Origin of the sequence: Paraburkholderia sp. BL27I4N3, from assembly GCF_003386115.1 — a bacterium.
GTDB lineage: Bacteria > Pseudomonadota > Gammaproteobacteria > Burkholderiales > Burkholderiaceae > Paraburkholderia.
This window is the reverse complement of the sequence record NZ_QREJ01000001.1, coordinates 7,678,517-7,690,569: the sequence shown is the minus strand read 5'-3', so window position 1 is coordinate 7,690,569 and position 12,053 is coordinate 7,678,517. Positions and strand designations below refer to the sequence as shown.

The window sequence follows — 12,053 nt, the reverse complement described above, 5'->3', positions numbered from 1 at the left end:
TCGACAGAACCCCGCGTTTGTAAGGTCCCTGTGCCACACTTTGATGTCAACCTATCGTCGACGCAGGTAAATGCGATGGATCAGCTACATACTGCCATGACTGCCCCCATTCTTTGCGCCGACTCGGCGGTGTGGTTTTCCGCCTATGGGTTCGGCTGGGGATACTGCGCTTTCGCGCTGCCGTTTGAAGTCGTTAGTGAAGAGCTTGGCGCTCGCAATGAAACCGTCCAACAGGTGCGACTCGCGTTCGAGTTGAACAAACGACGAATTCTAAGTACCGTGCAACAGTATGAAGCAGCATCTGCAACAGGCGAGCGCATAACGCTCTCGGTCGCGGATCTTCAGCGCCGGACGCCCGAACTCGTTTACTTCGGAGCATAAATGCCGACAGATCGCGCTTGGCCGACCTCTGCCTGACGGCGATCGGCCGCACGCGACCCACAGCCGCCCTTCAATCCTACGCAGTCTGAACGGCTGCTCACAGCGCGTATCTGCCCGATAGCCGTATCATCGCTCGACCTGAGTTGCACTTGACGTTTAGATCTGAGCGAGCAGTCAGCGCAAGAGGTGTCGTCAATCAGCACGTCCCTCGAGGTCTAGCGTTGCGTTGTCGGTTGAAAAATTCGGCGGTTCTCGATGACATAATCGCGCACTGAAATCGGCTTTCGACCGGTAAGCTGTTCGACGATGTCGTTCGCGCCGGCGAATTCGCCCGCCTGGTAACCGCGATACACCGACGTAATGTGCTGGATGAAATGTGCCGATAAGCCGATTTGCTCAAGGCGCGCCTCAAATGAATCGAGGCTTTCCGGCTCGTAGCGCACGGGGCGGCCGAGCGCGTCGCCAACTATCTTGGCCACCTGCTCGTGATTCAGTTCTTCGGCACCGAATAATGGGTATGTCTTGCCCGCATGAGACTCGGGATCTAACAGGATGCATGCAATCACCCGCCCTTGGTCGGCGGCGGCGATCGGCGCGTGACGACCATCAGCGGCAGGCACGCGCAGCAAGTCATGATTCGCGATTTGCGAGAGCTGAAACCCGTAGGTCAGCCATTCCATAAACAATGTCGGCCGCAAATGCGTGACCGGAACGCCGGCCCAATCGAACACACGCTCGCCATACCAGTGCGCGAGCGAGGCCTGGCTGCGCGCATGGGCGCTCGCGGAAATCTGCGACATGTTGACAATCGAGCAAACGCCTGCGAGCTTTGCGGCGTTCGCAAAATAGGCGGTCGCATCGACGAGTTGCGCTTGCATGATCGGGTAGACGAAGTACGCACCAGTCACGTCTCGCAGCGCCGCTTGAACAGCATGACTGTCCAGCAGATCGCCAACAACGACTTCAATGTCTTTTGCCCGCAGTGCGGAGGCGCGCTCGTCGTCGCGATGGACCAGGGCTCGCACGCGCGCGCCCTTCGATAGCAGTTCGTCAATCGCGGCGCCGCCCGTGGCGCCTATGGCGCCCGTAACCAGATACAGATCATGCTTCATCTCATACTCCAGGTTGGAGGGAAGAGGCACGCTGAGCTCTTCACTCGTCGACATATGGGACAGCGGTAGGTATTCAGGACAGACTCTGGGATTTACCAGCTCTCGCATCCCGTGGATTCGTCAAACTGTCGACTCGCGCAAAGGTGCGGCAGGAACGACAGTTTTGATGTGGCCGGTTTTGACGTCATAGACCAGACCCGACACGATCAGGCTATCCGGGAGCTCTTTGTTCGCCCTGAGTGCGGCGACGTCGAGAGCCACTGCCTCGTACGGCTGCGTGATTGCGAGATCATCGAGCCCGGCCATATCTACACCAAGATGCTTCGCGAGCAACGCAGGTGCATGCTTATGGCAACCGATGATCCCGCAATCGGTATGCTGGAGCAGGACGAGATTGCGCGCACCGTCGGGGCGTCCCGCTGCTTTGGCGACGACACTCAGCACGGCCAGCGTTTCAAGCAGCGAATTGTTGATGCGGCCACCGACGTTACGGATCACGGCCGCTTCGCCCTGCTTCAAGCCCAGCACGTTGGCGGGATCGACGCGAGGATCGACGCAGCCGACGACGACCGTTCCCGTCGATGGCATCATCTTGAGTTCGGGTGCGAACGCGGTGTTAGCGAAGTCGGCGTTGCGCTCCAGCATGACGTCGTTAAAGTCCATTTTCTTTACTCCTGCGCGTTTGGGGCAGAATTGCCCGGTTGAATTCCATTTGTCGGTTGCATCGAAATCGCGCGACTCCACGTGTGGCTCACGCGAGTGCTTCCAAAGGCGTGGCTGGCTCTTCACCCGGCGCGAGTAACGCTCGCTCGATCACGTGTGTCTTCGGCGTGCGGTCGATCACCAGCCCGAGCACGTCTGGACGGCTGTAATGACCGCGCGAGTCCATCATGCGTTTGCGCTTGTCGATCTGCCAGAAATCCAGATCCGCAATGATCTCGCCTTCCCCTTCACGCAGCGGTTCGCCGCCCATGTACTCTCCCTCCGGCGAAATGATTGCAGTGAAACAGCCGCTGGAGATTGGGCCAATCTGGTTTGTGTTGGTATCTTGCAGAATCTGCTGTTGTTGTTCGGGAGTCAGCCACGCAGTCGCGTTGACCACGAAGGCCCCGGCCTCCAGCGCGTGCTGGCGGATGTTTACGGAAATCTGCTCCGAGAAAAGATCACCTGCGAACGAACCAGGATACATGGCCGAATGGATTTCCTCGCCATCGGCCATCAGCGCGTAGCGTGCAAGCGGGTTGTAGTGCTCCCAGCAGGCCAGCTGGCCAACGCGGCCCACGGCGGTATCGATTGCACGCAGGCCTGAGCCATCGCCCATTCCCCAGACCATTCGCTCGTGATAAGTCGGCGAGAGCTTCCGGCGCCGCTGCACGAGCGTGCCATCGGCATCGAACAGGAGTTGCGTGTTGTAGATCGTGCCGCCGTCGCGTTCATTGACGCCAATCGACACCACCATTCCAGCCTGGCGTGCCGCCTCGCCGATTGCGCGAGTCGTGTCGGACGGGACAGTCACCGCCTGCTCGAGCAGCTTGTAATGCTCGGCACCCATGGCGAATGGCGATTCGATGAACGAGAAGTACGGATAATAGGGAACGACAGTCTCGGGGAACGTCGCGAACTGGACGCCCTGCTTGCCGAGCTCCAGAATTTTTCTGACGACTTTATCGACAGTACCTTCCCGGCTATAGAGGACAGGCGCGATCTGGACGGCTGCGGCACGGATGATTTTCGACATGATGATGTTCCTTTCGCTGGCTGCGACGCGGATAAGAGAAGTGCTTGTACCTTAACGTCGCGGGCCATTACGATCCATGTCGTTGTTGCCACCATTCATGACATCCGTCGCCGTGGAGCAGTAAGCTCACTACTTAGATTCATCAGTCTGCTATTGGGGAATTCAACCCAGACGGCGCTCATTCAGACCATGTTCATACTGCGAACGGCAGGATCAGATATGCACCGGATTGGCTTTATAGTGCCGAGAAGATTTCAGATGATGAGCCTCGCGGCTCTGACGGTGTTCGAGATCGCGAACATGCCGCCGAGAGGCCCGTGCTACGAGGTCCATCTCCTGTCTGAACGCGGTGGTCCTGTTGTATCTTCGGGTGGCATGACATTGGAAACCGAGGCGTTTGGCGAGCCGGCATTCGACACCGTCATCGTGGGCTCGATCACTGAAATGAAAATGCCATCTTCCGACGCACCTGTGGTTGCGTTCGTCAAAGAGGCAGCGAAGGCATCCAGACGGATAAGCTCGATCTGCAGCGGCGCGTTTGTCCTCGCCGAGGCAGGACTACTGGATGGCAGACGCGCAACCATGCATTGGGCTCACGCGTCCGAATTCAGGGCACGCTTCCCGAATGTCCGCACAGAAGAAGATCGGATATTTGTCAACGATGGTCCGTTCTGGACTTCGGCGGGAATGACAGCGGGCATCGACCTCGCCCTGGCGTTGCTCGACAGCGACCTCGGCCCCGATGTCGCAAAAATGGTTGCCAGACTGCTTGTCATGAATCAGCGTCGACTGGGTGGTCAGCTGCAGCACTCCGCACTGCTGGACATGACACCCAAATCCGATCGGATCGAACTGGTCCTCGCGCACATTCGCCGCAACCTGCGCAATCCCCTCACCATCGAAGAGCTTGCGGAAGTAGCGAACCTCAGCCCTCGCCAGTTCAGCCGCGCATTCGTGGCCGAGACGGGTCAGTCGCCTGCCAAAGCTGTCGAACAGCTTCGTCTGGAAGCAGCCAGGTTCATGATTGAGCAAGGCCGCCACACTATCAACGTCGTGGCACAGGAAACGGGTTTCGCGGATCGGGAACGGATGCGCCGCGCGTTCGTCCGCACGTATGGGGTACCTGCTGATATTCTGCGCAGGAGCGCCCGGGGGAACCCGCCGCCGGCTACTGAAGTCGCTGCGGCGTAGCGACCTTGGCCCACGCGCGGCTCATCCACAGATGGCCGATGTCCGAGCGAAGGAGACGTTCGAGTGTCCGCATCTCGGCAACGACGAGCGGCCAATATTGGCCGACTTCTGTCCGACTCGGCCTCGGCGCAGTAGATGCTCACGCTACCAGACAATGTAGTCCAGTCATACCAACCTTGTCGCTCAGTCGCACAACTGCGGCGGCAGTCGCACTCACTCTGTCGCCCTACGCCACCGATATCTGTTACGCCTATATGTCAGCGCAAAAATAAATCATTTCGGCAAGCTGAAAAAAATAAAACCGGCTGCGCCAACGATAAGGCGCGACACCACGCCTGAACGCTCCAGAGCCCACGCTTCCGCATCAAATATGTCCTTCTGCCTGTTATTAAAGCACCGCCCATTTAACTCCGCACTATCACCTTCCGCGCCGATTAAGCCATAATCCCGCTTGCTTACATTTTTTAATTTTCAGGTAAATTGCTAAAAGCAGTGCGACCGCTGCGCGACGATCGAGGTGACCCATTATGTTGAACGCCACACTGACCGCCACCACCGCCCCGGCCGCACGATCCAAAGACTCGCTGGGATGCCTCTCGAACCAGCTCGGCCGGGACCTCGAACTCGACACGGGCGAGTTCAAGTTTTATCGCAAGTCCACCGCGGACGACAAACCAAGCGCGGTCGCCATGCACGGTTCCGATCGCGGCTTCCTGATCGGCGTGTCGCTCAAGCCAGGCCACCGGCGGCGCATCTATTCGGCGCACCGTTGGACGACCCACGACTTCGGCCAGGATAGCGTCTATATCCGCGACTTCGCGGACGACTACCAGGCCGATCTGCAACGCGGATTCGATTTCGTGCTGATCGAACTGTCGCGTGCTTTCATCGCCAACGCCTGTTATGAGCGCAACGGTTCAAACGTGCCGCGCCTCGCCACGCTCGCCGGTCGCCACGATCCAACGCTCGGCCACTTCGCGCAGATCCTCTCGCTCACGCTGGACCGCAAGAGCGACGCAAGCCCGCTGTTTGTCGAACAGTTAGGTCTCGCCATCGGCACACATCTGCTCGATCGATACGGCGACACGGCGTGCTCGTCCTTCAGCAAGACCCGGCGCCTTTCGAGCTTGCAGGAAACGCGCGCCAAAGACATGTTGCTCGCCAAGTCGCAAGGCAACGTGTCGATCGAAGAAATCGCCAACGCGTGCAACCTCTCGCGCAGCTACTTCATTCGCGCCTTTCGCGAAACCACGCATCGCACGCCGCATCAATGGCTGCTCGAACGGCGCATCGACCGGGCTCGCGATCTCCTGAGAAATTCGGACTATTCCCTTTCCCAAATCGCCATTGCATGCGGCTTCTCCGACCAGAGCCATTTCACGCGGACCTTCTCGCAACTGGTCGGTACGCCGCCCGGCACATGGCGCAGACAGGCCACCGGCTGAGCGGCCAGACGTCGAACACACGCCGCTGACGGCGCCTGCCGCCTCCTGAATCATGCCGCAATTGCAACGAATCAACCGTATTCGCACGCACCGTTAGACTTTCCTACAAAGCATCGCACTAACCGACAAGACGCGCGTGATTTGCCAAGGTACTTTCGAGCCCATCGACGATGGCTGTTCGAGCCTGCGCCGCCGCAGCGAGGACATGCAAGGCGCTCAATAGCTACCGAGCGGCACATCGCCCTCTCACGCTCATTGTCCCGGGACTTGAAAACGACATGATTGAACTAGGCCGCTTTCAAATCGATCTGGAAATGCGCATCGTGCGGCGAGACGGCGAAGCGCTGCATCTCGGCTCACGCGCCTTCGACATTCTCGCCGTCATCGTGTCCGCCGCCGGCCGTCTCGTCACGAAAGACGAATTGATGAATGCGGTCTGGCCGAACACCGTGGTGGAGGAGAACAACATCCAGGTGCATCTGTCGGCGTTGCGCAAAATTCTCGGCGCGGACCGGCATCTGATTCTCACCGTGCCCGGCCGCGGCTATCAGCTTGTGCATCGGCAAAAGCCGGCCCCTGTGCGGCCCGCCGATCAGGTCTGCGCCGGGCGTCCTTTGCCTTCGCCCAAAAGCCGTCTCGTGGGCCGAGACGCGGCAGTCGAACAGCTCCGCGCGATGCTGCAGGACGCGCACGTGCTGACGCTGGTGGGCGCGGGCGGCATCGGCAAAACCAGTCTCGCGATCGAAGCCGCGCGTCAAGCTGAAGAGAATTTCGCCGAGCCAACCTGCTTCGTCGAACTGGCCACGCTGACCACTTATGACGGCGTACTCGGCGCCATCGCGGAAGGCTGCGGGCCGCTCACGGAAGGCGCGACGCCCGCCGTCACGCAACTCGCCGCGGCACTCGCGCACAGGCATCGGCTACTGGTGCTCGACAATGCCGAGCATGGGATCGGTTTCGTGGCCGAAATCGTGGAAGCATTGACAGCGGAAAGCGATTCGCTGCGTGTGCTCGTGACGAGCCGTGAACCGCTGCGCATCATGCCCGAAACCGTATTTCGCGTGGATCCCCTGGACGTACCGCGCTTGCATTGCACCGATGCGGAGATCCTGCAACAGTCGGCCGTGAATCTGTTTCTGCTGCGCGCCAACTCATTGCAGTACAAGGTGGGGGCCGAGAGCGCCGAATTGCGGCTGGTCGGCGAGATTTGCCGCAGGCTGGACGGCATTCCACTCGCGATCGAACTGGCCGCGGCGCGCGTCGCGGCGCTCGGCGTGGAGGGCGTGCATCGGCGGCTGGACGATCGCATGGCCATTCTCGCGGGCGGCTACCGCACCGCGCTGCCGCGCCATCAGACCTTGCGCGCCACCTTCGACTGGAGCTTCGCATTACTCGACGAAGACGCGCAGTGTCTCTTCCGGCGGATCGCCGTGTTCGGCGGCGTGTTCACGTTCGAGGCCATGTGCGCGGTCGTGTGCGATTCCACGTTGACGATCGCGAATGCGATCAGCGGGATCAGCGAACTGCTGGCCAAATCGCTTGCCAACGTCGAGTTCGACGGGCCGGTCGCCAAGTACCGGCTGCCCGAATCGACGCGAGCCTACGCGTTGGAAAAACTGCAGGCCGAAGGCGAGCGCCCGGCGTTCGCTTCGCGCCACGCGCGCTATCTGTCCACCTGCTTTCAGTTGCGCACGGCGACGGCCGTGCCGCGCGACGCCGTGCGCGCCACGATTCTCCACCACTCATTCGACGACGCGCGCAGCGCGTTCGACTGGGCCTTCTCCCCCGAAGGCGATGTGTGTCTCGGCGTCGATCTCGCGTCCAACCTCGCCGATGCGCTACTCGACGGCGGCATGATCGCGGAGGCCTGCGCACGCGCCGAACGGGCGGTCGGCGTACTCGACCAGCTTCCGGTCGGCACGGTGGGCGCCGCCTGCGAGATGCGGCTGCGCGCGGCGTTGGCGACGGCCTTGCCGTCGGTTCACGGGTGCGTGGCGCGGTCGGCCGAACTGTGGCGCGATGTCTTCGCGCTGGCGATCGCGAGCGGCGACCGCGCGTTTCAGGCGCGCGCGCTGTGGGGCCTATGGAACATGATGCTCTCCAGCAGCAACATCCACGAATCGATGAAGTTCGCGCGGCAATTGCAGCGTCTCGCCGAAGACGAAAGCAATGCATGGCAAGCCGTTCTGGGCGACCAGGCAGTGGCCATATCGCAGCATTGTCTCGGGCAGCACGCGGAGGCCAAACGGAGACTGCTGGGCGCGCGCGAACGCTTTGCGCAACTTGAGGGCGAGTCGCAGCGGGACAGCGCGTTCGCCGTCGATCCGCTCGTCTATTGCAATGGGACGCTCGCGCGGATCGCCTGGCTTCAGGGCCAGCCTGGTGAGGCCATGACGCTGGTCGATACGCTCGTGAGCCGGGTTCGCCCGGAAACAATGGAGCCATCGCTCACGCACATGCTCGGCGCCGTGGCCGCGCCGCTCGCGCTGCTGTCGGGCGATCTGAGCCGCGCCGGGGCGTACCTGGAGATCATGCGCTCGCAGGCAGCGCTGCATCGCTTCGACGCGTGGGTGGAGTATTGCGGCTGCCTGAGCGCTTACCGCGACATCCTCGACGGACAGGTGGCGCCGGCGCTGCCGATCCTGGCCGCATCGCTCGATGCGTTGATTGCGCGCGGCTTCAGGCGCCTCGTTACGTTGTTTGTCGTCGTGCATGCGGAGGCGCTCGTGAGCGTGGGACGCACTCGCGAAGCGACCAGCCGACTGAACGACGCGCTGGCGTTTTGCCAACATCACGGTGAACTGATGTTTGTGCCGGAAATCTGGCGTGTGCTGGGGATCGCCGCGCACGCTGAAGCCGGCGTGCAAGCCGGTGCCGGCGAAGAATTCAGCGACAGGCTCACTCACGCGCTCACCTGTTTCGCGACGGCACTTGAAATGTCCCGCGCGCAGGGCGCGAGAATGTGGGAGCTGCGCGCGTCGCTGGCCACGGCGGCACTGCTGCGCGACCAAGGCCGGAATGACGAAGCGATCGAAGTGCTGGAACAGATCGCGCCGTATTTCGACGCGTCGGCCAGCGCCGCCGATGTGCGCTCGCTGTTCACGATGATCAGGGCGCTGCGCTCACGTCACGGCAAGACACTGCAACCAGCAGTGTTCGAAATGCCGCGGCATGAAGCGCATCGGTTTAGCGATTCCATCGAACGCGTCGGCTAGGCGCGCTACCTGCTGTTGAGTTGCGCGACGGCGGCGCCCACCTCACCGCTGCAGTTCAGCAAACAACCAGTCCTGAAAGTTGCGCAGCTTCGGCAAATCCGCACGCGACTTCAACAGATTCAGCGTGTAGCCATGCACGTTCAGGCCATCCACGCCGAACGGCGCGACCAGTCGCCCGGTTTCCAACTCGCGCTGCGCAAGCAGCAGACTCTCCAGACACACACCCAGTCCATCCACCGCCGCGCTCAACGCCATGAACGAGCGGTCGAAACGCGGCCCGCGTCCAATATCGATCCGCGTCTTACGATGCAAACGCATCCAGTCCCGCCAGCCGACCAGGCAGCCCTCGCTATGAATCAACGGATGGTGCTGCAAGTCCGCGACGCTACGCAGCGGATAGTCGCCGCTCATCAGCGCGGGCGCGCATAGCGGCACGATCGTCTCCGGCGGCAATTCCAGCACCAGCGTGCCGGCCGGTTGCAGCTTGCGCGGACCATAGCGGATGTCGATATCGACCGCTTCCGAAATCAGGTCCGCCGCTTCCGATGACGCATTCAAACGCACGTCGATATCGGTATGCGCCGCGCTGAAACGCGCGATGCGCGGCATCAGCCATTGGGTCGCGAAACTCGGCGTGCAGTGAATCGTGAGGATGTCGCTCTTCGCCACGCGGCCGATCTCGCGCGTAGCCGCGTCGATGCGCGCGAATGCCGAGCTGATTTCCTCTGCGTATTGCCTTCCCGAGTCCGTCAACAGCACCGTGCGATGCAGCCGATGGAACAGACGAATGCTCAATTGCTCTTCGAGCAGCTTGATTTGATGGCTAACCGCCGAGGGCGTCACGAACAGTTCTTCTGCTGCGAGCGCGAACGACGAGAGCCGGGCGGCTGCTTCGAAGGCTTGTATCGACTTGAGCGTAACGCGATTGTGCATGGCAGCATCCACGTGAATTCAATTCATCTATCGGCCATCTTAATTCGTTTGAGCGATATCTGGTGTCCGATTACGCTTGTCATCACTGGCTGCGGCATGGAATGCAGCCCACGCAAAACAGGAGACGAGACAGTGAATCCCAGAGAACCCGCACCGTACCCCCAGCTCGCGGAGCACGCCTACCAGATCCGCCGCAACGCGCTGCGCATGGGAGAGGTGCAAGGGCAAGGCTATATCGGCCAGGCGCTCGACATTGCCGACGTGCTGGCGGTCGCCTATTTCCGCGCCATGCGTTATCGCGCCGACGATCCCGACTGGGAAGGCCGCGACCGCTTTCTGCTTTCCAACGGCCACTACGCGATCGCGCTGTACGCGGCGCTGATCGAAGCCGGCATCATCGCCGACGAAGAACTGGAGACCTACGGCAGCGACGACAGCCGCCTGCCGATGTCCGGCATGGCGAGCTACACGCCCGGCATGGAGATGTCCGGCGGCTCGCTCGGCCAGGGGCTGACGATCGCGGTCGGCCGCTGCCTGGGTCTGAAGCGCAAGGGTTCGGACGCCACCGTCTACACGCTGTTTTCGGACGGAGAACTCGACGAAGGCGCGGTGTGGGAAGGCCTGATGTCCGCCGCGCACTGGAAGCTCGACAACCTGATCGCAATGGTCGATGTCAACAACCAGCAGGCCGACGGGCCATCTTCGGCGGTCATGGCATTCGAGCCGCTGGTCGACAAGCTGCTCGCGTTCGGCTGGTTCGTGCAGCGTGTGGACGGCAACGATCTCGCGGCTGTGGTCGCCGCGTTCGATGCAGCGCGCGCGCATCCCGAAGCGCAGCCGCGCATCATCGTCTGCGATACGCGCATGGGCTGCGGCGTGCCGTTCCTCGAAGCACGCGAGAAGAGCCACTTTATCCGCGTCGATGCGCACGAGTGGCAACTCGCGCTGCAGGCGCTCGAAGCCGGGAGAACCGTATGAGCGCCGCCGCACCGAAACCGCGTCTGAAGACTTCGGCGATGATCGCCTCGATCGCCGGCGAAGGCCAGATCACCCGCTCCGCTCCGTTCGGCCACGCGCTGGTGGAGCTGGCGCGCAACCGGCCCGAAGTGGTCGGCATGACCGCCGACCTCGGCAAATACACCGACCTGCATCTGTTCGCGAAGGAATTTCCCGAGCGTTTCTATCAGATGGGCATGGCCGAACAACTGTTGATGGGCGCAGCCGCCGGCATGGCGCACGAAGGCGCGCAGCCGTTCGTCACCACGTATGCGGTGTTCGCCGCGCGCCGCGCCTACGACTTCATTCATCAGGCGATCGCCGAGGACAACCTCGACGTCAAGCTGGTGTGCGCGCTGCCCGGCCTCACGACTGGCTACGGTCCAAGTCACCAGGCGGCAGAAGACCTCGCTCTGTTCCGCGCGATGCCGAACCTCACGGTGATCGACCCGTGCGACGCACTCGAAATCGAGCAGATGGTGCCGGCCATTGCCGACCATCGCGGCCCGGTGTACGCGCGGCTTTTGCGCGGCAACGTGCCGGTCGTGCTCGACGAATACGACTATCAGTTCGAACTCGGCAAGGCGAAGCTGCTGCGCGACGGCGCCGAAGTGCTGATCATCTCGTCGGGGATCATGACGATGCGCGCGCTCGAAACGGCCACGGCGCTCGCCGCCGACCGCATCGACGTGGGCGTGCTGCACGTGCCGACCATCAAGCCGCTCGATGCCGTCACACTGCTGCGCGAAGCGCGCCGTCCGGGGCGCCTCGTGATCGTCGCGGAGAACCATACCGTGATCGGCGGCCTCGGCGAGGCGGTCGCCACCGTGCTGCTCACCAATGGCGTCACCCCGCCCTTCCGTCAGATCGGCCTGCCCGACGCCTTTCTCGACGCCGGCGCGCTGCCGACGCTGCACGACCGCTACGGCATTTCGACCGAAGCGATGTGCGACACGATCAAAGGCTGGCTGCGCTAGGCGTCGATTTCATCAGTACAAGCAAGTGTAGTCACCGATAGCAAAGACAGTAGCAAACCATAAAC

10 protein-coding genes are annotated in these 12,053 nt (G+C 61.8%); 6 read left to right on the top strand and 4 right to left on the bottom strand.

From position 1 onward, the window contains the following. The first annotated feature begins 75 nt into the window (after nucleotides 1–75). A complete protein-coding gene (locus B0G71_RS34875; protein ID WP_241974887.1) occupies nucleotides 76–381 on the top strand; it encodes a hypothetical protein in 306 nt (101 codons plus the stop codon). A gap of 215 nt (nucleotides 382–596) precedes the next feature. Here B0G71_RS34875 and B0G71_RS34870 read toward each other — a convergent pair whose 3' ends face one another. The 3 genes from B0G71_RS34870 to B0G71_RS34860 form a co-directional block, all read right to left on the bottom strand. Further along, a complete protein-coding gene (locus tag B0G71_RS34870; protein ID WP_258875728.1) occupies nucleotides 597–1,547 on the bottom strand; it encodes an NmrA family NAD(P)-binding protein in 951 nt (316 codons plus the stop codon). Between the two features lie 66 nt (nucleotides 1,548–1,613). Further along, nucleotides 1,614–2,156, bottom strand: a complete 543-nt coding sequence (locus tag B0G71_RS34865) for a carbonic anhydrase (RefSeq protein WP_116147634.1) — start codon at nucleotides 2,154–2,156, stop codon at nucleotides 1,614–1,616. 88 nt (nucleotides 2,157–2,244) lie between these two features. Further along, the gene (locus B0G71_RS34860) at nucleotides 2,245–3,231 is read right to left on the bottom strand and encodes a nitrilase-related carbon-nitrogen hydrolase (RefSeq protein ID WP_116147632.1); all 987 of its coding nucleotides are present in this window, start codon (nucleotides 3,229–3,231) and stop codon (nucleotides 2,245–2,247) included. Nucleotides 3,232–3,450: 219 nt separating this feature from the next. Here B0G71_RS34860 and B0G71_RS34855 point away from each other — a divergent pair, with 219 nt between their 5' ends. The 3 genes from B0G71_RS34855 (at nucleotide 3,451) to B0G71_RS34845 (ending at nucleotide 9,082) form a co-directional block, all read left to right on the top strand. Next, nucleotides 3,451–4,422 carry a GlxA family transcriptional regulator gene (locus B0G71_RS34855; RefSeq protein ID WP_116149150.1) on the top strand — a complete coding sequence of 324 codons (972 nt, stop codon included), beginning with the start codon at nucleotides 3,451–3,453 and terminating at the stop codon, nucleotides 4,420–4,422. A 527-nt stretch (nucleotides 4,423–4,949) separates the two neighbouring features. Further along, a complete protein-coding gene (locus B0G71_RS34850) occupies nucleotides 4,950–5,867 on the top strand; it encodes a helix-turn-helix transcriptional regulator (protein WP_106283210.1) in 918 nt (305 codons plus the stop codon). Between the two features lie 278 nt (nucleotides 5,868–6,145). Next, nucleotides 6,146–9,082, top strand: coding sequence for a winged helix-turn-helix domain-containing protein (locus B0G71_RS34845; RefSeq protein ID WP_116147630.1), 2,937 nt, complete (start codon nucleotides 6,146–6,148; stop codon nucleotides 9,080–9,082). Nucleotides 9,083–9,124: 42 nt separating this feature from the next. Here the strand turns inward: B0G71_RS34845 and gcvA are convergent, their stop codons facing one another. Next, complete coding sequence (gene gcvA / locus B0G71_RS34840; protein ID WP_181916874.1) at nucleotides 9,125–10,015, bottom strand: transcriptional regulator GcvA; 891 nt, start codon at nucleotides 10,013–10,015, stop codon at nucleotides 9,125–9,127. A gap of 132 nt (nucleotides 10,016–10,147) precedes the next feature. Between gcvA and B0G71_RS34835 the strand changes: the two genes are divergently transcribed. Together B0G71_RS34835 and B0G71_RS34830 are read left to right on the top strand one after the other, a co-directional pair. After that, nucleotides 10,148–10,993: a transketolase gene (locus B0G71_RS34835; protein WP_116147626.1), complete on the top strand. Its 846-nt coding sequence runs from the start codon at nucleotides 10,148–10,150 to the stop codon at nucleotides 10,991–10,993. After that, nucleotides 10,990–11,988: a transketolase family protein gene (locus B0G71_RS34830; protein ID WP_181916873.1), complete on the top strand. Its 999-nt coding sequence runs from the start codon at nucleotides 10,990–10,992 to the stop codon at nucleotides 11,986–11,988. The genes B0G71_RS34835 and B0G71_RS34830 overlap by 4 nt, the downstream gene beginning before the upstream one ends. Nucleotides 11,989–12,053: the final 65 nt, after the last annotated feature.